Raw genomic sequence first — 24,584 nt, 5'->3', positions numbered from 1 at the left:
CGACATCGTCAGCACCGCTCGTCATGTCGGTTAAGTGCCAAAGCCCGGTTGTCGCAACATTCCTCGATCACCTCGTCGGCGCGGGCGAACCATAGCTCCTCGGGCACTACAAGCGGACGCGGCCCCGTGGCGCTCTTCCGAGAGCCTAGCTACGCGAGCGGTTAGAGTGACTGACAACCGACGGGTGACTTCATTCCGGCAAGCCCACACGCTTGAGGAAGTCATCGAAAGGCCCGACGTTCGCGAAATTTTTAAAGGTCGCCGTCAGCGGATTGAAAATAAATACCCGGCTGCCGATAGTGGCGGATGCTTCTTCGGCCGAACCATCTCCTAAGCACCGACAAAGCGAGGGTTTATTTGGACTCAAATTGGATGCCGCAAAAAAGTGGGCCAACTCGCGGCCAAAATTTCCGCTGAGCTGAAAAAACCTGTGACGGACAGTGTGGCCGGTTGTCGGGACTCGAGCTCGCTAGAGATTTGACCACCCCCTCCGCTGGTCCGGTCGCGCGACATGTCCGCTTGTGCCTCGACAGCGGGCATGTGGCGATTGCGCCGCCGCTTCGGCTTTGTGCCATAACCAGACATCAAAGAGGTCGGCACCCCCTGCTTTCGAGTCCAGCAATGCTCGGATTGCCGGCGCTCGCCGGGGCTTTCATTGCCAGTTAACTCAAACAGCTTTGCCTCACAGGCGATGGCAAGTCTATGCAAGCGGCACGGCGATCTCGCACGCGAGCCCGTGGTGGTGCCAATCAAAATGCACCTCACCCTTGAGTTGGCAAATTATGTTTTCCATGACGCGCGTGCCGAACCCGCGGCGCGTGGGCGGCGTGACGGTCGGCCCGCCCGCTTCGATCCAGCGCAAACTGAGCCGTCCGTCTGCCGTACGCGACCATGCGATTTCAACGCGACCACGCGCAGCCGACAGCGATCCGTATTTTGCCGCATTGGTGGCGAGTTCATGCAAGCAGATTGCAACTGTCTGGGCCGTAGCCGGCTCCAGCATGATGGGTGGGCCGTCAATTCGCACGCGCCCCTCACTCTCGCCGCAGTAAGGCGAGAGCTCCTGCGTGACCAGACCGCGAAGCTCGGCTCCCGCCCAGCGCGATTGCACGAACAGCCCATGGACCATTGCGAGGGCATTAATGCGGCCTTCGATCAACTGCTTGAGATCATCAGACGTATCGGCACGAGAAAGACGCACCGTCGCCAGCACGGTGGACAAGATGTTCTTTGTTCGATGCTCAGCCTCGTGCGCCAGGTTGACGATTTGCGCCTCGCTGCGTTTGCGCTCCGTTATATCCTGAAAGCAGTTGACCGCGCCGACGATGTTTCCGTCGATATCCTTGATTGCTTCGATGTCGACGAGCGCAATGCCGCGCACGCCGTCCGGTCGCTCGATGTGTACTTCCTGTTCGCGCACGGAAATACCCGTACGCAGCACATCGGCCATGGGGCATTGATCGTGCGGGAGCAGACTGCCGTCGGGGCGGAACATTTGATACGATCCGCAGAACCTTTCGTTAGGATCGCTTGGCTTAGGCGACCGGCCCCATAGTTCGGCGGCGCGGCGATTGTATCGCAGAACGAGCCCGTTCCGGTCGCAAACATAAATGGCAAACGGCAGTTGTTCGAATAGCCGCGCGGGCACCTCGAAGGCCGGCTCCTTGTCATGCAGACCAAGGGCGGCACGGGCTGCCTTCGCGAACACTTTGATGGAAGTTCTCACCGGTTTGCGCTGGAAGGGCGCGTCGGAAGGAACAGTGCTCGTTCTGAAGAGATGGCCGTTAGGGGACCGTGACGCAGGCTCAAAATCCGACATTCTGCTGCTCCTCCGATCCGCGTCTTGAGACGACATTTTTAACCTTCCATGAGATTGCCAAAATCTAGTCCGGGGATTTAAGCTCGCCGCGAAGCCACCCTCTTGCGTCGCCCCTCATGGGGTCGCTGACCACCACGGTTCGATGGACACGATCACACTTGGGGCACTCGAAAGCGTGAAGTTCGTAACCCGCCGGACCGGGCGCAATGCGGCTCAGGATCGTGCGGATCTGGCAGTGCGGACAGCGCGGGCGCTCTATAACGCTAAGCGGCGGACCGGTGGGCAATGCATGAGACCGGGGCATCTGACGCACCCCCTTTTCGATCAGGCGGGTGCACAACACGCTGCCGGACACCGGCTACTGACCGGGTGATTTTCTCACCTTAGAAATTGGCTTGTTGGTCAATATTGACCACAACACACCATTTTTAATATTTAGGCATCGCTGGTCCAAAGGAGGGGCTTGTGAAGTCACCAAAGCAACACTTCAATCCTCAAGTTTTTCTAGCCAAAGTCGGGACCGGCAAAACGATATCAAAGTACCGTAAAGGCCGGATCATCTACGCCCAAGGCGAAGAGGCTGATAAGATTTTTTACATCCAATCGGGTGCGGTCAAGGTGACCGTTGTTTCCGAGCAGGGCAAAGAAGCGGTCGTTGGCATATTGAACGCTGCGCAGTTTTTTGGCGAGGGATGTCTGAATGGTCAGGCAGTCCGCGTTGGAACGGCGAAGGCAATGGAGGAGAGCCTTATCACCTCAATAACGCGGAAGGCGATGCTGGCGACGCTCCGCAAGGAACCAAAGTTTTCAGAACTTTTCGTGACGTACTTAGTGACCCGGAGCAATCGCACGGAAGAAGATTTGATCGACCAGCTATTCAATTCGAGCGAGAAACGGCTCGCTCGCCTTTTACTTCTGCTGGCCAATTTCGGAAAGAATGGAAAGCCAACGCCAATCGATGCTTCGATCAGTCAAGCAACTTTGGCGGAGATGATTGGAACGACCCGCCCTCGGGTGAGCTTTTTCCTGAATAAATTTCGTAAGCTGGGATTGATTAGCTACAACGGAAAAATCGAGGTGCACCGCTCTCTGTTGAACGCGGTCTTATATGAAAAACCTCAGCTGGAAAGAGACGAAAAACCAACCTAATTGATGGTCACTCATTGAAAGCGCCTGAGCAGCGACTTACCCGAAGAAATGTCCGCTGTGGGTCAAAGCGTCAAAACTACAGCCGATCTTAAGATCGATAACGTAACAGTCAGGAAGTGTGCTTCTGTAAGCCAGCAGAGATTAGACCGAGATGCGATGTCATTGGTCAGGTCAGCCTCGTACAACTAGCCTTCATTCAGGCGGTCGTCCCGAATTCAACGGCCGCTTTTCGTCAAAACACGAAGTTCCCTAGACGTCATCTGTAAGAGGGTTTTCGCACAGCCCGGGCTACCGAGTGCAACTCGTTGACAAGCACGCGTATGTTCTCGCTGTAGTCGACGGGCGCTACAACGAGATGCACGCCGCCTGCCCTGAAAGCAGCTTCCAGCGTCGTCGAGAGCTGCGAGACCTCGCCAACGCGGGAGCCCTTGGCGCCGTATGACTTCGCATAGGCGACGAAATCAGGATTACCGAAGTCGAGGCCGAAGTCGGAAAACCCGTCGACTTCCTGCTTCCATCGGATCATCCCGTAGGCGCGATCCTCCAGCACCAGCACAACGAGGTTGAGCTTAAGCCGGACGGCGGTCTCAAGCTCCTGCGAATTCATCATGAAGCCGCCGTCGCCGCAGACGGCGAGCACGCGTTTGTCCGGATGGATCAGCGACGCCGCGATCGCCGAAGGAAGGCCGGCACCCATGGTTGCCAGCGCGTTGTCGAGCAGCAGCGTATTTGCGACGCTGGTACGATAGTTGCGGGCGAACCAGATCTTGTACATGCCGTTGTCGAGGGCAACGATGCCATCCGACGGGATGACCTCGCGGACGTCGTGCACGATGCGCTGAGGCGTCATCGGAAATCGATCCTCCGTCGAACGCTCGGCGAGATGGGCAAGAATCCCCTCCCGCAGACCCAGCAGTGCCGAGGCATTGGGAAGTTTGCCTTCCAGGCGATCGGCCAGAGCAGCAAGGCTGGCGCCAACGTCTCCGACAATCTCCGTCTGCGGGAAGTATACTTGCTCAACCGTCGCCGCCGTGGCGCCGACATGGATAACCTGCGGTCCATTGGGGCCCATCAGGAAAGGGGGTTTTTCCACGGTGTCATGGCCGATCGAAATGATTAAGTCCGCCTGGTCGATGGCCTCGTGAACCCAATCTCGCTCCGACAGCGCGGCGGTGCCCATATAGAGATTGGAGCCCGCATTGACGACGCCCTTCCCCATCTGGGTATTGAAAAATGGAATTTTGCATCGCCGCACGAACGCCGACAGCGGCCCGGCGAGCCGCGGACGGCTTGCCGCGGCGCCCAGCATGACGAGTGGCCTGCTGGCGCCTCTGATCATGGCTGCGGCGCGCTCGATGGCCACCGCCGGCGCAACCGGAAGCTCGACGACATGCGGGGGAATGATATCCGCAACGGCTTCATCGGCCGCGATATCCTCGGGGAGTTCAAGATGCACGGGGCCCGGCCGCTCCTGCTGCGCGACTCGAAAGGCGTCGCGAACCAGAGTCGGAATACTCTGCGCGGAGACGATCTGCGTCGCCATCTTGGTGAGCGGTCGCATGGTTGCGACGATGTCGACGATCTGAAAGCGCGCCTGCCGGCTGCTCCGGATCGCCTTCTGTCCGGTGATCATAACCATCGGCATCGCGCCCAAATGTGCGTAGGCTGCGGTCGTTGTCAGATTGAGTGCACCGGGACCCAGCGTCGTCAGGCAGACGCCCGCGCGTCCGGTGAGACGCCCGTAGGTGGCCGCCATGAAGCCGGCAGCCTGCTCGTGTCGCGTCAGCACGAGCTTGATTTTCGAGCGCCGCAGCGAATCCAGCACATCGAGATTCTCCTCACCCGGAATGGCGAAGATATATGCAACACCCTCGTTCTCCAGGGCGGCCACCAGCAGATCGGAGCCTTTTGTCACGCTGCTGGAACTCCGCTCGCCCCCGCCCGGTGCGGCAGCGTCCAGTTCGGCCGAATGAAGTGACAGGTGTAACCGTCCGGATATTTCTCGAGATAATCCTGATGCTCAGGCTCGGCCTCCCAGAACGGTCCGGCGGGCGCTATCTGGGTGACGGCCTTACCCGGCCAAAGGCCGGAAGCATCGACATCGGCGAGGGTGTCCTCCGCGATCCGCTTCTGATCGTCGTTGGTATAGAAGATGGCTGATCGGTAGCTCGCTCCGCGGTCGTTACCCTGGCGGTTCAACGTCGAGGGATCGTGGATTTGGAAAAAGAGCTCCAGCAGCTTTCGATAGCTGATGATCTGCGGATCGAAGGTGATCTCGACGGCCTCCGCATGGCTGCCGTGGTTGCGGTAAGTCGCGTTCGGCACCTCGCCGCCGGAGTAGCCTACCCTCGTTGAAATCACGCCGGGATACCGGCGCAATAGGTCCTGCACACCCCAGAAGCAGCCGCCGGCAAGGATTGCTCGTTCCGCCGATACTGTCATGCCTGTCCTCCTTCGGTTCGCCGTGGGCGTCGTTCGAGCCTCGATGAAGATATGATCTACAGAAGCGCAAATAGCCACGAACGTCCGTTTTGCCAATACGGTCATGCAACGACCGGCGTGACGCTCATCACGTTCCGGGGTACTTGCGACCTTCGACCGAGCGCAGGATACGTCGCTCCCAAGCGCCGTGACCAAGCTTGGAGTCGTCCGGACCGAAGTCCAGGGCTGTGAGGCAGCCGAGGACCGACTATTTGATCTCGATTGCCGCGTCCGCCAGTAGCTCAGCCATCTTGGGTAGCTATTGCCGCGCGCCTGTCACAAGTCGCGTCGCATTCTCGCCGACCACGCCGCATCGGAGTCATGTTGTCTCGCTTTGCCTACGAGAACCGGAGTACAGATCACGAAAATTTCGCCTATTGATTTCCAGCCCGCTGGTTTCAACGATGAGATTCGTGCTGGAAGCGGACTGCTCATATTGACAACTCATCGGACAAACCTTCAACTTCCGCTACCAAGGCGAAAATGACCTCCCGCATTCTCAAATGCCACCGAAGGTGAAACTGACGGCGACAAATTGCGGGTTGTCGCCCTTGAAGAAGGCCTCTGCCCGGTGGATTTAAGTCGTATTAGCATTTAAAAGTTCGCGGGACCGAGATCGTACCAGCCCCGGCCTCCGCGAACGTAAACCCTGGCGGCCGCAGCGCATATTTTCTCACGGTTCGCGTCAAATGCGTTCAGCAAACTCGGCTCATCCAACTGGATGCCGGGTTGGATCCGCGTGAGCGCATCTTGGCTGATAAAAAATGACGCCTCGATCGCGCTATCGTGCCCCCAAAACCGGACAACGCGCCGCGTCGGATCATAGGAACGGCTGTGGTTTGGAAAATCAATCACCTGGGCGAGCTCGTTTTGCCGAACAACTTCAATCGGGACTAAGGCGCCCGTCGGCTGAAGCAGACGCGCTGCGGAAGCAACAATCTGCTGCGGCCCCCGTTCCAGAAGATCAACCAGCGCGGCCACCCTGCGTGCGGCGCGACGACTGACGCTGAAGACGTTCTTGGCCTAACGTAAATCCGTACACCGACGGCGTCGGCACTCGAAATCTTAAATACTGAGTCAGCAGGCTGATTGAATCCCCTAGGGCGTTGGGGGTTTGTCCGCTGGTTGGGGCCAGCTTTTTGAGTCGGTCGTAATCCAGCGGTTAGCTTCTTCCTCGGTCGCGAAATTCCCGACATGCGAGACGGGGCCATATCCAGTACTTACGGCGACGGTCCAACGACCATCCTTGATCATTTTCGAGTGAAATTTGGGCTTCTCGCTCATCGCTAGAATACATGCCTGCAGTAGAATGGTTCAGTCCCGCCCTTCGCCGGGCGCGGCCGGCCTGGCTGGGGGAAATGTTGTGGCCGACCGACCGTGCAAGTCGCGGCATCGGCGGACACGGCGACCCACAAACCAATCGGGCTTTCAAGGCAAGGTTCCATACCGTTTCAACCGCGAAACAGTCGCTTCCATTGTCCGACGTCAAACAGATGTTTTTAGAAATGAAAGGTGTTGTCGGGTGATTGGGAAAAGCTTCCCCGCTTTCCCAAAATGATAGCAAACTGGCGCATAAATACCGTCCGCAAATAGGTATATTAAACATGTCGGAAGTTATGGAGCGCATTGTCGGCGCATTGGTTCGATTGATTGCCACGACGTTGCACGATGTGGACACGCGCGTTGCGGATAGCGCGACACCGCCAGGCACCGTTGGTCTCGCCAAACTGCACAAGCCGCTCGATGTTGCACCGGGTCAGCAATCCCGCCATTGCCACAGGCCCCCTGCTAGTTCACGTTGATCGACCAGCAGAAGTCGCGAGACACGCGTTGTAGTGCGCCAGCTCAATGCGCTCAAAGAACATCCGGGACCACGCGAGAAAGGCGCTTTTGGAACGCAATGGGAGCGAATGGATTGGTCTACTGAAGGAGACCTAAATGGCAGAGAGCGATGACGTCCCCGAAGGTGGCAAAAAAGTCCCTTCAAGACCCCACGACACCGGTAGTCAGGCGAATGAAACCGTTGATGGGTTAGATGCCGAGACTGAGGCGTTACGACGCGCCACCGAAGACGCGCCCGTTGGCCCCGGCAAGATTGAGAAAACGGCAGTTTTTGATCGGGCTGATTTAGCGCCTAAAATTTGAGGCCCGTCATGCCGATTGAAAGGCACTCAAACGAAGCACCCCTGGGGGAAAGTGGTCCGTCTGTGCTTGCGCTGCTGACGACCCCCTTGGATCCCGAGATTGTGCGTTTCACTCTCGAACAAAAGATTGAGGGATATCGACAGCAGATTGCGGAGTCTGAGCTTGCACTGATCAAACAACGGAACCGGCGCGACGATCTGCTTAGACGATTGGCTGAGGAAGAAGCTAAGAACAAGATTGAGTTGCCTCTAACGTGAAAGGCCGCCCACTGAGGCTGCCTCACTCCACCGGTTGGCGGCAAAGTCTGTGGTTCAGGTCGAAATGAAATCATGGCGATGGCAGTTTCATCGCTGCCGCCAGTCCGATCATTCCCATGAGCGCAAACAGCAGCATTCTATTTTGGTGGCTGTAGGTCGCACGAGTTAACCCACTGGTCAATATGGGATGCGGTGTCCGCGATACGCGCCTCTACAGTAAGGCGTCTTGCTCCGGACCTGGTTGAAGTCTGGAGGCCTGTGCCTTCAATTGGTCGGAGAAGATTTTGAGCCGATCATTGAGGGAAAGAGCTTGTTTGAAATGACGCCGTAACTGCATGGCGTGCTCCTTTCCATTCCGGAGGAAGGCGGGAGCGCTACCGGCGTTCTCATCACAGACAAAAGCCACGTACCGGGCTGTGATGAACCTAATGTCCGCCTCCCGATATAAGAAAGCGAGTTCCAGGCGAAATTTAAAAATTCAAACCGGCAACCCGTCGTAGTAGGACACTGAGGCTGTCCAAGATTTTAGTATTTAATCGCTCGCGGGTGGTTAGGCTGAGAGGCCTGCGTCCCCTATGCCCCATTCAGCAGGCACACGGCCCCGGTCTAGTCCGCCGGGGCCGTTTCTTTTGACAGCGGGAAGCAGATGAGGACAGCGCTATGGACGGTATTTGTCCGGCTACCGCCTCCTGTGGAAAAAACTCTAGGTTGATCTTGCCGGAGGAGGGATTTTATCACGCACAAATTTAACCGGCCATAGGGGTCGCCGCGAGGTGGCCCCTTTTGATTTGCGAAAAGGGTCTTTGATGACCAAGTCTGTTACAATTTCTGGTCCGGTGCCATGGTCCGCCATGTCAGTGAGGCCGATAGTATCATTCAATATGAGATCGCCGAGGTAGGGAGTGAAGCGCTCTTCCTGGAACTGCGAACGCTGAGAGCCCGTGGTCAGCAGGCAGCCAATTCCCTGCCGCATGATCGCCGGGATTGGTATGATTGATGGTGATTAAGTCAGCACTTCTGACAGGAGCATCAAATGGCTCTCTTAAGACGAGAACTGCATCGTCAGGTAAAAGGCCCTGAGGTCACCCATCTGGATTGTTGCACGCTAGTTTTCGATACCGACGCGAAGAATTTATATGTCGAGCGCGAAGTGGCACATTTAGATGTGACTGTTGAGGGCGCGCTTGAGATCCAAACGGGGACGATGGATATTGCAGATTACCTCAAGCAAGGCGGCCAAACTGCTGGGCACCGCGAGCTATGGCGGTTGCTGAGGACGCTTTTCAAAGAGACCGTCGACAACGATCAGCTGATCCACTAGCCCCTCAACGCCTTGCCAGCGTTTTGGGCTTTCTCAGCCACATCCGCTTGGCCTTTGCCGCAGCACGCTTTTTGAGCTCGACCTTGATCTTTTCGATCAGGGTTGGCTCTGACGTCTGAATTTTAAGGGTGGAGTTCATCGCGCCGCCCTCAGAAAACTGCGTTCAGCAGGCTATTCCGATTCCGGAAGAGGGCAATTTAAAAAGCGCTGCTTGGTCAGTTTCGAAACTCGGTACGCCTGGCGGCTCGTAAGTCCGATCAGACAAAGACGGTCTCCGCCCGACATTAAACCTAATCAGCAAGCTTAATCCGCAGGTTTTCTTGAGGCGCACCATTGCCGCGCTACCGTCATCTCACTGGCCACTAATTTTTGGAGGTGATCTATGCGAGACAAAATTATTAGGGCTTTTCCGCAACGAGACGCAGGACGGACTTCTCAGCGCGCCGCTAAACCAATCGCAACGGAATACGAAAAGGCGCAGGAAGCCTTCCGGAAAAAATTACGAACGATTGAAGGCTGAGCGCTTTGCTAGGGACGCAACGAAGTCCGACGACAAATAACGCGTTTAGCCCCGGCGACGGATGGGGTTTAATTCGCCCTTCGGCATCCCCACATATAGTCCATGACACAATGGCAACCTCCCAAGCGCGAACCTGCAAAGACCAAGGCCGAGCTGCGCGAGATGCTGGCCGAAGCTGTCCGCAATTCTCAGGCTGAGAATAAGCGCCTGCAAAAGGCCAAGAAAGTTAAGGCGGTCTAACTCATATCTGAGTGCAAGAACCTTCGGCTGACCGACCCCGAGGTGCCCCAGCCGGGGTTCCGACACAAGCGGCCTCGGCACGCCGCCCGCGCGGGGCCGTTTTTCTCGTGCGCATGATCACATGCAAAAGCCGCCAAGGTGTTGACCCTCGACGGCTCGTGCCGTTGCATTTGCGTAGAGGTACTGTGTCGAGCGGTGGTCGAACGCAGCCCGTGCTCGCTCTTATTTGGACGCAGGCGACCTTCAATGAGGCCGTTAGGTGCGTTGCCAGTCTCGGGTCAACGATCCCCGATCGTTGTGACATGTGACTGGCGGCGATGCTCTTCAAGCCAGCACTGCTGCCCCATTCGATGAATTGGCAAAAGCAGGCTTTCAATTGCGCGCCCTTCGATCATCATCAGCAATCAAGCTCAGCAACTGCACCATGAAACAATGGTCAAAAAAATACCCGCCAGAGCGACGGGCACTTTTTTAAAAAGTTAGTTTTCGTTTATCGGGCTGGCTGAAGCTTTAGCAGCGCCTCTTGTAAGGCATCGAGAGTCGAAGGTGAGAAGAAGCTTCGCCATCCTCCTCGGCTTCTTCCGCGAAGATAGCCAGCAGCCTACCCGAACAACATCACAGAACTGGCGGCAATAGCGTGCTCGTTGGTTTTGCTGTCGATTCGAACATCGGATACGCACGAGTAGTTTGGCCTGGTAGAGAGAGTGGGACTCCCATCCCCCTCGCCTCGAATACGCAAATTCCGCGGAAAAACAAGGATTCCTTAAAAGCCCGGCCGCATTTTGTGACCACCGCTGTGTACCACCGGACGAGCCGATTCGGCCGTTAAACTCGACCGATTTCGAGGCGATTGAAGATTGGCATCCCGGGCCTAGTCACAGGCGTCCAACCGTCTCGACGATCGCGCGAAATTCCACGGGCTCCTGCAGCAGCTCGCCAAGGGGACGCCGGCAAGGCTGGCTGCCCGAACGGGGCCCCTGATGTCTCGACCGGTAGGCGGTACGCACTCTGTTGATCGCCTGCCAACGCATGCCCACCGTCATATGGTGGCCGCGCATACGAATCTGGCGCAATCGTGATTGACCGATGATTTGCTCGGTTCCTCCTGGCGTGCGAAAAGGGCTCATGGATCCGCGAAAGATCTTTAGCTGGCTAATCACCCTCTCGGTGGCGGCGGGGATTGTTGTCGCGCCCTTATCGGTGCCAGCGATGGCTGCGCCGCAGTCTATGACGGTTACCGATGACATGCAGTCGATGTCGGAGGACATGCCGTGCTGCCCCAATCAGCAGGATCAGAAGGCGAAGGACTGCGGATCCTGTCCCCTGGTTGCGCTCTGCATGCTGACGATCACACTGCCGGACCGTGACGCCTCCGGCGGGATGGTAGATCGCTATTTCTACCGCAGCGTCTTCGCCTTGCCGGACGACTTGCTGATCGACGGACTCGGCGAACATCCTCCGGACCAACCACCTCGAACCATCGTCTGACCGGCGCCTCAACGCCGGATCGTTGACGCACGGCCGTTGATGCCGGGCGCGTCATTGCATGCCGCTTCGGCGGTCCATCAGACGTTTCGAGGAACAGACATCATGAAGACTACCACTGCTGCGGGCGCGTTCGCCGCCGCACTCATCGGCCTTTCGATCGGGGGCGCGCCAAAGCCCGCGCGCGCCGACATCAAGGACTACGAATTCCAACTCGTTGAGCCAACCGTCCAGGCTGGCGCCGACAAGATCATCACCGTCCGGCTGGTCAACAAGAAGACGGGCAAGCCGGTGCCGGATGCCGTCATTTTCGCTTCCCGTCTCGACATGGCGCCTGAGGGCATGCAGGAGATGGTAACGAAGGTTACGCTCATGCCGGGGACGGAGCCGGGCACTTATCGGTTCAAGGCCACCTTCAGCATGGCCGGCCGGTGGCAGTTGTCGCTCGGCGCCAAGGTGCAGGGTGAGATCGGTACCGTCGAAAACAAATTCGTTATCACGGCGCAGAAATGAAACGCGCCGTCATCATTGGCACCGTCGCTGCGGTTTGCGCAGCGGCGGGAGCCGCCTTTATCGCGGGCGCGCTTCCGCGAGCCAGGACTTCGTTTAGTCCTTCAGCGATTTCGTTCGCGGTAGCCGCTGAAGCCGGCGCGACGGTTTACTATCAGGACGCGGACGGAAAACCGTTCTACTCGCTTACACCGAAGAAGACGCCGGATGGCCGCGACTGGCGCGCCGTGCCGGCGAGGGCCGATGTGAGTTTCGACGAACCCGAAGAACCACCAACCGAAAACAAGAGTGCAGCGGCGAAGACCGAACGCAGAATCAAATACTACCGCAATCCCATGGGCCTGCCGGACACCTCGCCGGTGCCAAAGAAGGACTCGATGGGGATGGACTACATCCCGGTCTACGAGGGCGAAGACAGTGACGACGGGTCAGTGAAGCTCTCACCGGGAAAGATTCAGCGCACCGGCGCGAAATCCGAGCCAGTCGTGCGGCGAGCCATCAGGTCGGTGATCCGGGCGCCAGGGACCGTCCAGTTGGACGAACGGCGCGTCTCGGTGGTCGCCCTGCGTTTCGAGGGGTTCGTCGAAAGCGTCGCCAACGTCACGACCGGCGATCACGTCCACAAGGGCCAGCCTCTGATGAACGTCTACAGTCCTGCACTTTCCAGTGCTGCGGCCGAATATCTTTCCGCACTCAACGCAGGCGCCACCGGAAAGGAGCTGAAGGGTGCGCGCAGGAGATTGGAAAATCTCGCCACACCGGAGCCAGCCATCAGGGAACTCGAACGGACGCGCGATATCTCGCTCTCGATTCCTTGGCTCGCGCCGCAGGATGGTGAAATCCTGGAGCGCAACGCGGTGAACGGGATGCGGGCCGCACCGGGCGATGTTCTGTTCAGGATCGCCGATCACCAACTCGTCTGGGTCCTCCTCGACGTCGCCGAGCGCGATCTCGCCCAGGTCACCATCGGCGCGAAAGTGACCATCAGGCCGCGCCCGCTGCCCGGCCGCATGTTCACCGGGAAGGTTTCTCTGATTTATCCGCATTTGAACGCCCAGACTCGGACCGCACGCATCCGGATTGAGGTGCCCAACCCTGATGAGGTGCTGCGGCCGGAGATGTACGTGGATGCTGAGATTGAGACCGGAACGCCGGATCCAGTGTTGGCTGTGCCCGAAAGCGCCGTGCTCGACAGCGGCATGCGTCAGGTCGTCCTGGTCGACAAGGGCGAAGGCCGCTTCGAGCCGCACGAGGTCAAGGTCGGCCGCGGTGGCGGCGGCTATGTCGAGATCACGCAAGGCCTTTCCGAAGGCGAAGCCGTCGTGACTTCGGCGAATTTCCTGATCGACGCCGAAAGCAATCTGAAGGCGGCATTGAAGGGGTTTGCCGAGGCGAACGGTCCGCAAGCGAATGAACCGGTCGGCGGCACGGAGGCACGCCCATGATCGCTCGCGTCATCGCCTGGTCGGCCCGCAACCTGCTGCTGGTGCTGTTTGGCACCGGCTTCGCGGCGGCAGCCGGCGTCTACGCGCTGGTTCACCTGCCGCTTGATGCCATTCCCGATCTCTCCGACACCCAGGTCATCATCTACACGGAGTATCCGGGCCAGGCACCTCAGGTGATCGAGGATCAGGTCACGTATCCTCTGACCACGGCAATGCTCACTGTCCCGAAATCAAAGGTAGTACGCGGCTTCTCGTTTTTCGGCGTCTCGTTCGTCTATGTGATCTTCGAGGACGGGACCGACATCTATTGGGCGCGCTCGCGCGTCCTCGAATTCCTCAATGCCGCGAGTTCTCGGTTGCCGGCCGGCGTGACCCCGACGATCGGCCCCGACGCGACCGGCGTTGGATGGGTCTACCAGTATGCGGTGATGTCGAAGGAGCTGAACCTCGCCGACACAAGGACCATTCAGGACTGGAATCTGAAATTCGCGCTCGCCAAGGCCGAAGGGGTTGCAGAGGTCGCCAGCGTCGGCGGGTTCGTCAAGCAATACAACGTGATCCTCGACCCGCAGCGGATGCGCGATCTCGGGATCACCATGCAGAAGATGCGCGATGCGATCCGCGCCAGCAACGCCGATGTTGGCGGCCGCACCGTCGAGCTGTCGGAGTTCGAGTACGTCATCCGCGGCAAGGGTTACATCAAGAGCATCAATGATCTCGGCAACATCGTGCTGAAGAACGATGGCGGCACGCCGGTTCTGCTGAAAGACGTGGCGCGCGTCGAGCTCGGTCCGGACGAGCGGCGCGGCATCACCGAGCTCAATGGCGAAGGAGAAGTCGCCAGCGGCATCGTGTTGCAGCGCTTCGGAATGAACGCGCTTGATGTCATCAACAACGTCAAGAAGCGATTCAAGGAGATCGCGACTAGCCTGCCTAAGTCGGTCGAAATCGTGCCGGTTTATGACCGGTCGAACCTGATCTATGCCGCCATCGATACGCTCAAGCACACCTTGGTCGAGGAAAGCCTCGTGGTTGCTTTGGTCTGCATCATATTCCTGCTGCACGTCCGCAGCGCGATGGTCGCTATCCTGATGCTGCCGGTGGGCGCGCTGATGGCGTTCGGTGCGATGAAACTGTTCGGTATCGGCTCCAAGATCATGAGCCTCGGCGGCATCGCGATTGCGATCGGCGCCATGGTGGACGCTGCGATCGTCATGATCGAGAACGCGCACAAGCATATGGAGCGCGCCGAACCTGGCCGATCGCGAATTGCGATCCTGATCGACGCGGCCTCGGAGGTCGGGCCGGCGCTGTTCTTCAGCCTGCTGATCATCACCGTCTCGTTCATGCCGATCTTCACCCTGGAATCGCAGGAGGGGAGGCTGTTCGGTCCGCTCACCTTTACAAAAACCTTCTCGATGGCCGCAGCCGCGTTGTTGTCGGTAACGCTGGTGCCTGCGCTGATGGTGATCTTCGTTCGTGGCAGGATCATTCCCGAGCACAGGAATCCGATCAATCGGTTGCTGATCTGGATCTACCGGCCGATGATCAGAGCCGTGTTGCGCGCCAAAACGCTGGTGGTCTTGCTCGCGATGGCCGCGCTTGCCGTGACGATCTGGCCCGCAAAGCAGCTTGGCACCGAATTCATGCCGAACCTGAACGAGGGCACGCTGCTCTATATGCCGACGACCCTGCCGGGCATATCGGTCACGAAGGCGGCCGAACTGCTGCAGACGCAGGACCGGATCATCAAGTCGTTTCCGGAAGTCGCATCGGTCTTTGGCAAGGCCGGGCGCGCCCAGACGGCAAACGATCCGGCGCCCATGGAGATGTCCGAGACGGTCATCAACCTCAAGCCGAAGGAGCAGTGGCGGCCCGGCGTCACCATCGACAGCCTGACCGCCGAGATGGACAAGGCGCTGCAATTCCCCGGCGTCTCTAATGCCTGGACGATGCCGATCAAGGCCCGCATCGATATGCTGTCGACCGGCATCCGGACGCCCGTGGGCGTCAAGGTGATCGGCACCGATCTCGCCGAGATCGACAGGCTCGGCAAGCAGATCGAACAGGTGCTGCGCGCGGTGCCGGGGACTTCGTCCGCCTACGCCGAGCGCGCCATCGGAGGCTACTATCTCGAAATCACCCCGGACCGATTGGCGCTCGCGCGCTACGGCATCATGGTCCAGGACGTGCAGGACACGATTGCAACTGCCCTCGGAGGACAGACAGTCACGACGACGGTCGAAGGCCGCCAGCGCTTCACGGTCAATATGCGCTATCCCCGTGACCTCAGGGACAATCCCAAGAAGATCGCAAGCGACATCCTTGTGCCCATGCCGGCGGGAGGGGCCGTCCCGCTCGGAGAAGTTGCGACGGTCCAACTGACGCGCGGGCCGACCTCAATCCGGACGGAAAACGGGCAGCTTGCGGGATATATCTATGTCGATATCCGCGATCGCGATCTCGGTGGCTACGTCGCTGACGCACAGCGCGCGGTCCAGGCCAGCATCCAGTTCCCGCCCGGCTACTACGTGGTCTGGAGTGGACAGTACGAATATCTGGAACGGGCCGCGGCGCGGCTGAAGATGGTCGTGCCGGCGACGCTGCTGATCATCTTCCTGCTGCTGTATCTCAACTTCCGCACCGTCACCGAAACTCTGATTGTGATGCTGTCGCTGCCGTTCGCGCTGGTTGGCGGGCTATGGCTGATGTGGTGGCTCGGCTTCAACCTTTCGGTCGCGGTCGCGGTTGGCTTCATCGCGCTGGCCGGCGTCGCCGCCGAAACCGGCGTCGTGATGCTGATCTATCTCAATCACGCGTTGGCCAAGATCAGAGCGAAGCGAGAGGAGGAGGGTCGGACCTTGACCCGCTCTGACATCTACGACGCCATCATGGAAGGCGCGGTGGAGCGTGTGCGGCCAAAGATGATGACCGTCGTTGCCATCATGGCCGCTCTATTGCCGATCATGTGGAGCACGGGCGCCGGCTCGGAAATCATGCAGCGGATCGCTGTGCCGATGATCGGCGGAATGGTCTCGTCGGCGCTTCTGACGCTGATCGTGATTCCGGCAATCTTCGGGCTGGTAAAAGGCTTTGGGTTGCCTCCTGTGGACAAGACAGACGCGCCGATGAAGACGAAGACGATCGTGACGAACTTGCGAATCCCGGAGTCTGCCGAATGAAGTGTATGGCCAGAAATGCTGCGGACGATTGAAAGGGCAGCCTGGTCGTAGCGATCGTCATTGCCGCTCTGTTTCTGCAGTCGTCCTTCTCAATCATAAAGGACGCACGAGATGACTTGAGTGAGGCCGCGCGGGCCCCCGGGGAGTGAGCGGCCATGACAAGACAGCACGCCGCATCGGCATTTTAGGAGCTTACTTGCCGACGGCTATGTCGCCCGGCCGCCAACGCGCCAAGCAGATCGTTGAAGCCGGATGCGGCGCGTGAGTCCCCTTCTGACACAATAGAAATGGGCCACGTGCGTTCGGAAGTCGGGTGGCGAAGACAAAGCGGAAATCCAAGTTACAAGTCGTCAGTTCAGCTTTGGAGCCAAAGCGGCAGCAACGAATTTCGCGGTAGGCCTACGATTCAGCTATCTCATTGGCCCGAATTAGCCTTTGCAAGTAGGACACAATTTGACGCTTTTCACGTCTGAGCGGCCTGAAGAACAATTGGTGGGCTGCCGCCAAGCGAGCGATGGCTGCAAAGGCTTTCTTGCGACCGCGCGGGGTGAGCTGGACCTCGCTTGTGCGCAAATCCTCGTTCGAGTTTCGGCGGGAGACTAGCCGCTTACGCTCCAATGCCCGCACCGTCTGAGAGGTAGTCATACGGTCGACCTTAGTCGCTCTCGATAGCAGCGCCTGCGTAACAGGCAAGCCTTCTTCACTGAGGCGTAATACGTTCGCAAGGATTACTGCTTGCGTGCTCGGCAAGTTCAGGTCCCGCAGCGCCAGCGTGAGTTGGCGCTGCCACAACTTTGACACCTGCCATAGCAAGAAGCCGGCTATCGTCTCCGTCTCTTTGCCCAGCTTTAATTTGACGCGATCCATCGCTTGTAAGTATACTTACATTATTCCCAGCGGGGAAGGCTACCGGGTCGAGTAACGCCTATGAATGTTGCCTTCTGGCTCATAGCCGGCATAATCACATGATTGGTCGAGGAAACGCTGCGTGGTTTGGGGCCGTCGCGATCATCTTGATCCTGTTTGGCCTGCTCTTCGTTTTCTGGGGGCTGAGCGTATTTGCCGCGCTCATGCCGCGCGATGTGCTGCTGCCATGGGAGAGTGCTTTGTACGGCTCCATCATGGTTGGCTGGGGCGTGACCCTCCTTTTGACGGGCCGCATTGCGTTTCAGCGAGACGATGCGCAACTGAAGCGAGCGCTACTCACCGGGCTCGCAGCTTGGCTCGCCGTCGAAGCGGCGGCCTCCGCTTGGTTTGGCGTGTGGTTCAATGTCGGAGTTGACATTGCCGTCTTGCTTCTTTTCAGTGTTCCTCTATTGAGGAACTAGCGGCACGAGTCTCAGAGGCTATGTCGCATATTGGCGCTGACATCGCCGGCGCCGCATCGCGGTCGGGCCTTGCTTCGAGCGGGCGCATCGGATGGGCCATCATGGCGTCGAGCGGTGCGTCGTCGGACAGCGACGGATCGGCGAGACCGAGTTCGGCATAGGGCGTACCCTTCTCGCGCAGCAGGGCCCGGATCGTAATGCCCATCTTCGCAGTCCGACTCTTCAGGGTGTCTCGCGTCGGCGGCGTCTTGAGGTACTCGATAACGGTCGGCTCCTGTCCGGACTGCCGGATCATGGCCAGCGTGTTGCGCGAGTCGGGGTTGTGGTAGATCGTGACCGTCATCGTCGTGCCTCCATCGCCGGGCTCCGGCTGTCCGCGCCGGCTTCGTACCAACCTCTCGTCGCCTTCACGATCCGGACGACCGACAACATTACCGGAACTTCGACGAGCACGCCGACGACGGTCGCCAGCGCCGCTCCGGAATCGAGACCGAACAGGCTGATGGCGGCCGCGACCGCGAGCTCGAAAAAATTGCTGGCGCCGATCAAGGCCGCCGGGGCAGCGACGCACCAGCCGACGCCGAACCGGCGGCTGAGCCAGTAGGCGAGACCGGCGTTGAGGTAGACCTGAATCAGTATCGGGACGGCAAGGATCGCGATCACGACCGGCTGCCGGACGATCTGCTCGCCCTGGAAGCCGAACAGCAGAACGAGGGTCGCCAGCAGCGCGACGAGGGAGACCGGCTGCAGCACGCGCAGCGTGCGATCGAACGCACCGGCGCGAAGCAGCGAGGCCCGCCAGACCTGCGCCACCACGACCGGGACCACGATATAGAGCAGCACCGACAGCAGCAGCGTCCCCCAAGGCACGGTGATCGAGGCGACGCCGAGCAGCAAGCCAACCAGAGGCGCGAACAGGAACACCATGATGACGTCGTTCAGCGCGACCTGGCTGAGCGTGTAATGGGGTTCGCCTTCGCAGAGGTTCGACCAAACGAAGACCATGGCAGTGCACGGCGCCGCCGCCAGCAGGATAAGGCCTGCGACGTAGGACGGGATCTGGGAGGACGGCAGGAACGGCGCGAAGACGTGGCCGACGAAGAACGAGCCGAGGAGTGCCATCGAGAAGGGCTTGACTGCCCAGTTGATGAAGAGCGTGACTCCGACGCCTCGCCAGTGCTCCCGTACCTTGCCGAGCGAGGTGAAGTCGATCTTCAGCAGCATCGGCACGATCATCGCCCAGATCAGCACCGCCACGGGCAAGTTGACCTTCGCAATTTCGGCGGCCGCGATCGTGCCGAATACGCCCGGCATGACGTGACCGAGCGCGACGCCGGCGACGATGCAAAGCGCGACCCACAGGGTCAGATATCTCTCGAAGATGCTCATGGTCGACCTCGGGCGTTCAGGCGCGGCTGCGTTGCTTCCGCGTCGGCGGACAACACGGCTGCAGGCTCTCAATCAGTAGTGCGCAGACCTCCGGGCGTCCCCCGCAGCAGTCCTGGAGCAGGTAGAGCGCGACCTTCTGGAATTTGGCGAGATCGGCGCGATAGACGATCGAACGACTATGGCGTTCGGACGAGACGAGACCGGCTCGCGAGAGAATCGAGAGGTGCGCCGACAGCGTGTTCTGCGGCACCTCGAGCGCGCGGGCGAGGTCGCCGGCGGCGAGGCCCTCGGGTTCGTGTTTCACCAGCGTCCGGAACGCTTGGAGACGGGTTGGCTGCGCCAACGCGGCGAGCGCCATTACGGTCTGTTCGATTTCCATATATCCAGAGTTATGGAAATATTGAGCCGACGTCAAGTTGGCGTTTATTTCGAATAATCTAGAAATATCGTTTGACACGCCGCCGGGGGCACGGCAGGATTGCGCGCATGAAACTCGTAGATGCATCGGCCCGTCTCGAAGCGCTGGGCAACCCGACCCGATTGAAGATCTATCGCGCGCTCGTTCGCGCGGGCCGTGCCGGCCTGCCGGTCGGGCGGCTGCAGGAGAAGCTGAAGATTCCGGCGTCCACCCTGTCACACCACGTGAAGGGCTTGGTCGCGGTCGGACTTGTCTCGCAGTCCCGCGAAGCGACGACGCTTCTCTGCCGGGCCGAGTACGCGACAATGCAAGGGTTGGTGGACTTTCTCGTCGCCGAATGCTGCGCCGACGAGAACGAGTGCAAGGAGGCCGCCCGACCGGCGGCCTGATCTTTTTGTGGACTATTTCGGTGATTCCAGAAGGATGGGAGAAACGATATGAGCACGGCGAAGAAGGTGGCGATCATCGGCGGCGGTCCGGTCGGTCTGGCCGCGGCGGCGCACGTCATGGAACGCGGGATGACGCCGGTCGTGCTCGAGGCCGGTCCGGAGGCGGGCCACTCGATCCGGCAGTGGCGGCACGTGCAGTTGTTCTCGCCCTGGGAATACAACGTCGACAAGGCCGCCGCGCGGTTGCTGGCGCCGACCGGCTGGAATTCCCCGGACCCGGCCATCTACCCGACTGGTGCCGAGCTTCTCGAACGCTACGTCGAACCGCTGTCGACCAAGACCGCGCTGCGCGACGTGATCCGGACCAACAGCCGCGTGACCGCCGTGGGGCGTGCCGGTTTCGACAAGGCCAAGACGAAGGGTCGCGAGGCAGCGCCCTTCGAGATCCGTTACCAGAACGGTAAGGGTCCGGAGACGCTACGCGCCGAGGCAGTCATCGACGCGTCCGGAACGTGGAATTCGCCGAACCCGGCCGGCGACGGCGGCCTGCCGGCGATCGGCGAGCGCGAAGCCGCAGCGCGGTTCGCCTACGGCATGCCGGACGTGCTCGGCAGGGATCGGGCACGCTACGCTGGCAAGACCGTAGCGGTCCTTGGCGCCGGACATTCGGCGATCGGGACCCTCACGGATCTGACCACCTTGGCGCAGCAGGCGCCCGGCACGCGGCCGGTCTGGCTGCTGCGGGGAATGGACCCCGCGAAGGCGTTCGGTGGCGGCGCAAACGACAAGCTCGCCGCCCGTGGCGAACTCGGCGCTCATTTCGCTTCGCTCGTCGCGGCCGGCCAGGTTCAGGTCGAGGCCGGCTTCCCGGTCGCCGCCATCTCCGAAGCCGACGGAAAGGTCCGGATCGCGACCTCGTCCGGGTGCTGCGGGCGCAGCGTCCTCGTCGACGAACTGATCGTCGCGACGGGCTTCCGTCCGGACCTGTCGTTCCTGGGCGAGATCCGCCTTCGCCTAGATCCCGCGATCGAGGCGCCGGTCGCGCTGGCGCCATTGATCGATCCGAACGAACACTCCTGCGGCACGGTCCGCCCGCACGGGGCGCGCGAACTCGCTCAGGACGATCCTGGCTTCTACCTCGCCGGCATCAAGTCGTACGGTCGCGCCCCGACCTTCCTGATGATCACGGGCTACGAGCAGGTCCGCTCGATCGCGGCCGATATCGCCGGCGACAAGGAAGCCGCCGCCCGCGTCGAACTCCAGCTTCCGGAGACCGGCGTCTGCACGCGCAGCGGCGTCGAGGGCGCCAGTGCGTCCGGATGCTGCGGCGGACCGGTGCCGGCGAACGTCGACGCCTGCTGCGCCGACGACGCTTCCGCCAAGGCGACGGGCAAGACCGGTTGCGGTTGCGGCTGATGGACCGCGACCGTCTCCGCGTCGTCGCGGCACTTGGCACCGCCCAGACGCTGGCATGGGGATCGAGCTATTATCTACCGGCGATCCTCGCCGGTCCGATCGCGAACGACCTCGGCATCTCGTCGAACTGGTTCTTCGCCGCGTTTTCGGCGTCGCTCGTCATCTCCGGACTGCTGGGCCCCAAGGTCGGGCGGCAGATCGACCGCGTCGGGGGACGTCAAGTGCTTTGCGCATCCAACCTGCTGCTCGCGGCGGGACTTGCGCTGCTCGGCGCGTCTTCGTCGCTCTGGATGATGGCTGGAGCCTGGATACTGCTCGGCGTCGGGATGGGGTTTGGACTCTACGACGCGGCGTTCGGCGCAATCGGCCGCATCTACGGCAGCGACTCACGCGGCGCGATCACCGGGATCACGTTGATCGCCGGCTTCGCGAGCACCGTGGGCTGGCCCTTGAGTTCGTTCGGCTTGGCGACCGTCGGCTGGCGGGAGACTTGCTTCGTCTGGGCGGCGGCCCACATCGTGATCGGACTGCCGTTGAACCTGATGCTGCCTCGAACAGAGCGCGCCGCATTGGCCGAAGGGCCGAAGGTCAGGCCGCACATTCCGATCGACCGCACGATGATTCTGCTGTCGTTCGCGTTCGCCGCGGCGTGGACAGTGACGTCGGCGATGGCTGCGCATCTGCCGCGCATCGTGGAGGCGTTCGGCGCGACCCCGGCACAAGCCGTGTTCGCGGGCATGATGATCGGTCCTTCCCAGGTCGCCGCCCGCGTGCTGGAGGCGAGCGTGCTCGGCCGCTTCCATCCGCTGATGTCGACGCGGCTCGCATGCCTGACGCATCCGATCGGCGCGGCCGTGATCGGCATCTTCGGCGGTGGAGCAGCGGCGACCTTCACGCTGCTGCACGGCGCTGGCAATGGCATTCTGACCATCGCCCGCGGCACGCTGCCGCTTGCGATCTTCGGTCCCGAAAACTACGCCTACCGATTGGGGCTTATCGGTGCGCCCTCCAGGATCGCTCAGGCTCTGGCGCCGCTTCTGATCGGGCTGCTGATCGATCCGTTGGGCAGGGCCGTCGTCGCCGTCACCGCGGCCCTCAGTCTTTCCGCGCTTATCGCCTTGATGCTGCTGCAGGTGCGCGCCCGTTCGGTCGAGACGGCCGCCGCCGAGTAAGGCGTTTCGATCGCAAATCGGCGCGTTTCATGACCGTCAGATCGGCAGCCCGAGTTGCGGCTCCTCTTGGTCGTCGCCTTGCAATGACGAAAGAGATACGCCCAAGAGACGCACCGGCTTTGGAACCGGCATCTCGCTTTGAAGCAGTGCGATCGCCAGGCGTTCGAGGTCGCCGCGACTCGATACCGCAACGGGGACTGACCTGCTGCGCGTGATGATCTCGAAGTCGTTGAATTTCACCTTCAGCGTCAAAGTTCGTCCGCGAGACCCCTTGTCCTCGCAGTGCCGCCAGACCTTGTCGATCAGCGGCTGCAGTTCGGCGGCCATAGCGGCGAAGTCGGTAAGGTCGCTGGAGAACGTGTTCTCGGCGCCGACGGATTTCCGGATGCGGTTAGCGCGGACCTCGCGGTCGTCGACGCCCCTCGAGATCCAGTAGTAGTACGCGCCGGCCTTGCCGAAGTTGGCTTGCATGAACTCCAGCGTCTGATTGCGCATGTCGAGGCCGGTGTGCATGCCGAGCGAATTCATCTTCGCGCTCGTCGCTGGGCCGATGCCGTGGAATTTGCCGACGGGCAGCGCTTCGACGAACGCCGGCCCCATCTCCGGCGTGATGACGTACTGACCGTTCGGCTTGCGATGGTCGGACGCGAGCTTGGCGAGAAACTTGTTGTAGGAGATGCCGGCGGAGGCGTTCAGACCGGTCACCTCCTTGATCTTGGCGCGGATCGCGAGCGCGACGTCGCGGGCCAGCGGAATGTTCTGCAGATTTTCGGTGACGTCGAGATAGGCCTCATCCAACGAGAGGGGTTCGATGATCGGCGTGTGTTCGGCGAAGATCTCGCGGATCTGTTGCGAGACCGCCTTGTAGACCTCGAAGCGCGGTTTCACGAAGATGAGGTCCGGGCACTGCCGCTTGGCCGTCACTGACGGCATGGCCGAGCGGACGCCGAATTTCCGCGCTTCGTAGCTCGCGGCCGCCACGACGCCGCGTTCGCGGGATCCGCCGACGGCGACCGGCTTGCCACGGAGACCCGGATTGTCCCGCTGCTCGACGGAGGCATAGAACGCGTCCATGTCGACGTGGATGATTTTGCGCAATTCAGGCTTTCTTGGATTCTAACCCATTGAAACCATTGATAGCGACGTCATCCCTGCAGCAGGGCTCGGCCCCCCTGGTTGGGTGGTCACGGCGCCGACCCAACGGGGTCTTCCTTGACGCCGCGGGCGACGATCCGGAGCGACCCGTCCGGCAGCGACCGCTGCAGCTTCAGGGCCTCGTCCGGAGGCGCGGTCATCCAGGTCTCGACTTCGTCCTGCGTCGTCAGGATCACCGGCATCGCCTTCGGGTGGATGGCGCCGACTTCGGCGTTCGGCTCCGTCGTCAGGAACGCGTAGAGGTCGTTGTTTGTCTCACCTTCCTTGACCTTCCGAACCGACGTCCAGTTGGTCCAGATGCCGGCGAAGCAAGCGAGCGGACGAGTCTCGTCGAGCGCGAACCAGATGTCGCCGCCCTCGGCCTTGTTGAACTCGCTGAACGAGTTGAACGGCACCACGCAGCGGTTCTCGACGCCGAGCCAGCGCGTCCAGTGCTTGCTCTTCACGTTGCGGATGTTGGTCGTGCCGCCATCCGGCTCCATCCGGAGCAGTTGCTTGAAGTCGACTGGTTTCCCCTTCGCTTCCTGTTTTGCGGCGCGCTTCTTGGTCGCTTCCATCAGGGCTTGTTGCGCGGATGGCATTCCCCACCGCGCCGTTGCGAGTTCGCGGCCTTCGGCACCGGTCCGGACGATCGGCGCCTTGTAGTCCGGAAACACGCCGGGCATCGGCGCGAGGTTGCCGACGTACCGGTTGACCACGCGGAACAGCGCGATGATGGCGGCCTGGTTGGTCGTGATCGAATAGAGGTTGCACACGTCGGCTC

The 24,584-nt window shown here is 60.5% G+C and carries 25 protein-coding genes; 13 read left to right on the top strand and 12 right to left on the bottom strand.

Annotated elements, in window-relative coordinates:
• Positions 1-190 precede the first annotated feature (190 nt).
• Both M6D32_RS07925 and M6D32_RS07920 read right to left on the bottom strand, forming a co-directional pair.
• A complete protein-coding gene (locus tag M6D32_RS07925; RefSeq protein ID WP_298255048.1) occupies positions 191-394 on the bottom strand; it encodes a hypothetical protein in 204 nt (67 codons plus the stop codon).
• 306 nt (positions 395-700) lie between these two features.
• Positions 701-1,819 (bottom strand): HWE histidine kinase domain-containing protein, encoded by a 1,119-nt coding sequence (locus tag M6D32_RS07920; RefSeq protein ID WP_298255046.1) that lies wholly within the window; start codon positions 1,817-1,819, stop codon positions 701-703.
• Positions 1,820-2,284: 465 nt separating this feature from the next.
• On the opposite strand from M6D32_RS07920, the gene M6D32_RS07915 reads away from it, so the two are divergent.
• The gene (locus M6D32_RS07915) at positions 2,285-2,968 is read left to right on the top strand and encodes a Crp/Fnr family transcriptional regulator (RefSeq protein WP_298255045.1); all 684 of its coding nucleotides are present in this window, start codon (positions 2,285-2,287) and stop codon (positions 2,966-2,968) included.
• Between the two features lie 256 nt (positions 2,969-3,224).
• On the opposite strand, the gene M6D32_RS07910 is transcribed toward M6D32_RS07915, so the two are convergent.
• The 3 genes from M6D32_RS07910 to M6D32_RS07900 all read right to left on the bottom strand — a co-directional run bounded on the left by M6D32_RS07910 (position 3,225) and on the right by M6D32_RS07900 (position 6,430).
• A complete protein-coding gene (locus M6D32_RS07910) occupies positions 3,225-4,883 on the bottom strand; it encodes an acetolactate synthase large subunit (RefSeq protein WP_298255043.1) in 1,659 nt (552 codons plus the stop codon).
• Positions 4,880-5,410, bottom strand: coding sequence for a peptide-methionine (S)-S-oxide reductase MsrA (gene msrA / locus M6D32_RS07905; RefSeq protein ID WP_298255041.1), 531 nt, complete (start codon positions 5,408-5,410; stop codon positions 4,880-4,882). The genes M6D32_RS07910 and msrA overlap by 4 nt, the downstream gene beginning before the upstream one ends.
• 633 nt (positions 5,411-6,043) lie before the next feature.
• On the bottom strand, positions 6,044-6,430 hold the full coding sequence (locus M6D32_RS07900; RefSeq protein ID WP_298255040.1) for a DUF1488 domain-containing protein: 387 nt from the start codon (positions 6,428-6,430) through the stop codon (positions 6,044-6,046).
• A 957-nt stretch (positions 6,431-7,387) separates the two neighbouring features.
• On the opposite strand from M6D32_RS07900, the gene M6D32_RS07895 reads away from it, so the two are divergent.
• The 3 genes from M6D32_RS07895 (at position 7,388) to M6D32_RS07885 (ending at position 9,172) form a co-directional block, all read left to right on the top strand.
• A complete protein-coding gene (locus M6D32_RS07895; protein ID WP_298255038.1) occupies positions 7,388-7,594 on the top strand; it encodes a hypothetical protein in 207 nt (68 codons plus the stop codon).
• Positions 7,595-7,602: 8 nt separating this feature from the next.
• A complete protein-coding gene (locus tag M6D32_RS07890; protein WP_298255037.1) occupies positions 7,603-7,851 on the top strand; it encodes a hypothetical protein in 249 nt (82 codons plus the stop codon).
• Between the two features lie 1,033 nt (positions 7,852-8,884).
• A complete protein-coding gene (locus M6D32_RS07885) occupies positions 8,885-9,172 on the top strand; it encodes a hypothetical protein (RefSeq protein WP_298255035.1) in 288 nt (95 codons plus the stop codon).
• A 4-nt stretch (positions 9,173-9,176) separates the two neighbouring features.
• On the opposite strand, the gene M6D32_RS07880 is transcribed toward M6D32_RS07885, so the two are convergent.
• Positions 9,177-9,311 carry a hypothetical protein gene (locus tag M6D32_RS07880; protein ID WP_298255033.1) on the bottom strand — a complete coding sequence of 45 codons (135 nt, stop codon included), beginning with the start codon at positions 9,309-9,311 and terminating at the stop codon, positions 9,177-9,179.
• Between the two features lie 483 nt (positions 9,312-9,794).
• Between M6D32_RS07880 and M6D32_RS07875 the strand changes: the two genes are divergently transcribed.
• The 5 genes from M6D32_RS07875 to M6D32_RS07855 all read left to right on the top strand — a co-directional run bounded on the left by M6D32_RS07875 (position 9,795) and on the right by M6D32_RS07855 (position 16,554).
• Positions 9,795-9,932, top strand: a complete 138-nt coding sequence (locus M6D32_RS07875) for a hypothetical protein (RefSeq protein WP_298255031.1) — start codon at positions 9,795-9,797, stop codon at positions 9,930-9,932.
• 1,227 nt (positions 9,933-11,159) lie between these two features.
• Entirely contained in the window at positions 11,160-11,420 is a 261-nt protein-coding gene (locus tag M6D32_RS07870; RefSeq protein WP_298255029.1) for a hypothetical protein, read from the top strand.
• Positions 11,421-11,522: 102 nt separating this feature from the next.
• Complete coding sequence (locus M6D32_RS07865; RefSeq protein ID WP_298255027.1) at positions 11,523-11,930, top strand: FixH family protein; 408 nt, start codon at positions 11,523-11,525, stop codon at positions 11,928-11,930.
• Positions 11,927-13,372, top strand: coding sequence for an efflux RND transporter periplasmic adaptor subunit (locus tag M6D32_RS07860; RefSeq protein ID WP_298255025.1), 1,446 nt, complete (start codon positions 11,927-11,929; stop codon positions 13,370-13,372). Before M6D32_RS07865 ends, M6D32_RS07860 begins: the two co-directional genes overlap by 4 nt.
• A complete protein-coding gene (locus tag M6D32_RS07855; protein ID WP_298255023.1) occupies positions 13,369-16,554 on the top strand; it encodes a CusA/CzcA family heavy metal efflux RND transporter in 3,186 nt (1,061 codons plus the stop codon). The genes M6D32_RS07860 and M6D32_RS07855 overlap by 4 nt, the downstream gene beginning before the upstream one ends.
• A 399-nt stretch (positions 16,555-16,953) precedes the next feature.
• Here the strand turns inward: M6D32_RS07855 and M6D32_RS07850 are convergent, their stop codons facing one another.
• Entirely contained in the window at positions 16,954-17,421 is a 468-nt protein-coding gene (locus M6D32_RS07850) for a MarR family transcriptional regulator (RefSeq protein WP_298255021.1), read from the bottom strand.
• A gap of 98 nt (positions 17,422-17,519) precedes the next feature.
• Here M6D32_RS07850 and M6D32_RS07845 point away from each other — a divergent pair, with 98 nt between their 5' ends.
• Positions 17,520-17,882: a hypothetical protein gene (locus M6D32_RS07845; RefSeq protein ID WP_298255019.1), complete on the top strand. Its 363-nt coding sequence runs from the start codon at positions 17,520-17,522 to the stop codon at positions 17,880-17,882.
• On the opposite strand, the gene M6D32_RS07840 is transcribed toward M6D32_RS07845, so the two are convergent.
• Genes M6D32_RS07840 through M6D32_RS07830 form a run of 3 tightly spaced genes read right to left on the bottom strand, consistent with a single transcriptional unit; the run spans position 17,857 to position 19,650 of the window.
• Positions 17,857-18,225, bottom strand: a complete 369-nt coding sequence (locus tag M6D32_RS07840; protein ID WP_298255017.1) for an ArsC/Spx/MgsR family protein — start codon at positions 18,223-18,225, stop codon at positions 17,857-17,859. The two genes, M6D32_RS07845 and M6D32_RS07840, sit on opposite strands and share 26 nt — an antisense overlap.
• Positions 18,222-19,271 (bottom strand): ACR3 family arsenite efflux transporter, encoded by a 1,050-nt coding sequence (arsB, locus tag M6D32_RS07835; RefSeq protein WP_298255015.1) that lies wholly within the window; start codon positions 19,269-19,271, stop codon positions 18,222-18,224. The genes M6D32_RS07840 and arsB overlap by 4 nt, the downstream gene beginning before the upstream one ends.
• 16 nt (positions 19,272-19,287) lie before the next feature.
• The gene (locus tag M6D32_RS07830) at positions 19,288-19,650 is read right to left on the bottom strand and encodes a metalloregulator ArsR/SmtB family transcription factor (protein ID WP_298255014.1); all 363 of its coding nucleotides are present in this window, start codon (positions 19,648-19,650) and stop codon (positions 19,288-19,290) included.
• 107 nt (positions 19,651-19,757) lie between these two features.
• Here M6D32_RS07830 and M6D32_RS07825 point away from each other — a divergent pair, with 107 nt between their 5' ends.
• Genes M6D32_RS07825 through M6D32_RS07815 form a run of 3 tightly spaced genes read left to right on the top strand, consistent with a single transcriptional unit; the run spans position 19,758 to position 22,666 of the window.
• Positions 19,758-20,078: a metalloregulator ArsR/SmtB family transcription factor gene (locus tag M6D32_RS07825; protein WP_298255013.1), complete on the top strand. Its 321-nt coding sequence runs from the start codon at positions 19,758-19,760 to the stop codon at positions 20,076-20,078.
• Positions 20,079-20,126: 48 nt separating this feature from the next.
• On the top strand, positions 20,127-21,494 hold the full coding sequence (locus M6D32_RS07820; protein ID WP_298255011.1) for an FAD-dependent oxidoreductase: 1,368 nt from the start codon (positions 20,127-20,129) through the stop codon (positions 21,492-21,494).
• Positions 21,494-22,666, top strand: a complete 1,173-nt coding sequence (locus M6D32_RS07815) for an MFS transporter (RefSeq protein WP_298255009.1) — start codon at positions 21,494-21,496, stop codon at positions 22,664-22,666. The genes M6D32_RS07820 and M6D32_RS07815 overlap by 1 nt, the downstream gene beginning before the upstream one ends.
• A 36-nt stretch (positions 22,667-22,702) precedes the next feature.
• Here M6D32_RS07815 and dinB read toward each other — a convergent pair whose 3' ends face one another.
• Both dinB and M6D32_RS07805 read right to left on the bottom strand, forming a co-directional pair.
• Positions 22,703-23,764, bottom strand: coding sequence for a DNA polymerase IV (gene dinB, locus M6D32_RS07810; RefSeq protein WP_298255007.1), 1,062 nt, complete (start codon positions 23,762-23,764; stop codon positions 22,703-22,705).
• Positions 23,765-23,850: 86 nt separating this feature from the next.
• Positions 23,851-24,576, bottom strand: coding sequence for an SOS response-associated peptidase family protein (locus M6D32_RS07805; protein WP_298255005.1), 726 nt, complete (start codon positions 24,574-24,576; stop codon positions 23,851-23,853).
• Positions 24,577-24,584 lie beyond the last annotated feature (8 nt).

Origin of the sequence: Bradyrhizobium sp., assembly GCF_027307225.1 — a bacterium.
Classification (GTDB): Bacteria; Pseudomonadota; Alphaproteobacteria; order Rhizobiales; family Xanthobacteraceae; genus Bradyrhizobium.
This window is presented reverse-complemented; position numbering and strand designations above follow the sequence as displayed.

Bases quoted from the DNA above. Each gene is read 5' to 3' on its own strand.
- M6D32_RS07920 (WP_298255046.1), bottom strand. From the start codon at position 1,819: ATGTCGGATTTTGAGCCTGCGTCACGGTCCCCTAACGGCCATCTCTTC.
- msrA (WP_298255041.1), bottom strand. From the start codon at position 5,410: ATGACAGTATCGGCGGAACGAGCAATCCTTGCCGGCGGCTGCTTCTGG.
- M6D32_RS07895 (WP_298255038.1), top strand. From the start codon at position 7,388: ATGGCAGAGAGCGATGACGTCCCCGAAGGTGGCAAAAAAGTCCCTTCA.
- M6D32_RS07890 (WP_298255037.1), top strand. From the start codon at position 7,603: ATGCCGATTGAAAGGCACTCAAACGAAGCACCCCTGGGGGAAAGTGGT.
- M6D32_RS07885 (WP_298255035.1), top strand. From the start codon at position 8,885: ATGGCTCTCTTAAGACGAGAACTGCATCGTCAGGTAAAAGGCCCTGAG.
- M6D32_RS07880 (WP_298255033.1), bottom strand. From the start codon at position 9,311: ATGAACTCCACCCTTAAAATTCAGACGTCAGAGCCAACCCTGATCGAA.
- M6D32_RS07875 (WP_298255031.1), top strand. From the start codon at position 9,795: ATGACACAATGGCAACCTCCCAAGCGCGAACCTGCAAAGACCAAGGCC.
- M6D32_RS07870 (WP_298255029.1), top strand. From the start codon at position 11,160: ATGACGGTTACCGATGACATGCAGTCGATGTCGGAGGACATGCCGTGC.
- M6D32_RS07865 (WP_298255027.1), top strand. From the start codon at position 11,523: ATGAAGACTACCACTGCTGCGGGCGCGTTCGCCGCCGCACTCATCGGC.
- M6D32_RS07860 (WP_298255025.1), top strand. From the start codon at position 11,927: ATGAAACGCGCCGTCATCATTGGCACCGTCGCTGCGGTTTGCGCAGCG.
- M6D32_RS07855 (WP_298255023.1), top strand. From the start codon at position 13,369: ATGATCGCTCGCGTCATCGCCTGGTCGGCCCGCAACCTGCTGCTGGTG.
- M6D32_RS07850 (WP_298255021.1), bottom strand. From the start codon at position 17,421: ATGGATCGCGTCAAATTAAAGCTGGGCAAAGAGACGGAGACGATAGCC.
- M6D32_RS07845 (WP_298255019.1), top strand. From the start codon at position 17,520: ATGATTGGTCGAGGAAACGCTGCGTGGTTTGGGGCCGTCGCGATCATC.
- M6D32_RS07840 (WP_298255017.1), bottom strand. From the start codon at position 18,225: ATGACGGTCACGATCTACCACAACCCCGACTCGCGCAACACGCTGGCC.
- arsB (WP_298255015.1), bottom strand. From the start codon at position 19,271: ATGAGCATCTTCGAGAGATATCTGACCCTGTGGGTCGCGCTTTGCATC.
- M6D32_RS07830 (WP_298255014.1), bottom strand. From the start codon at position 19,650: ATGGAAATCGAACAGACCGTAATGGCGCTCGCCGCGTTGGCGCAGCCA.
- M6D32_RS07825 (WP_298255013.1), top strand. From the start codon at position 19,758: ATGAAACTCGTAGATGCATCGGCCCGTCTCGAAGCGCTGGGCAACCCG.
- M6D32_RS07820 (WP_298255011.1), top strand. From the start codon at position 20,127: ATGAGCACGGCGAAGAAGGTGGCGATCATCGGCGGCGGTCCGGTCGGT.
- M6D32_RS07815 (WP_298255009.1), top strand. From the start codon at position 21,494: ATGGACCGCGACCGTCTCCGCGTCGTCGCGGCACTTGGCACCGCCCAG.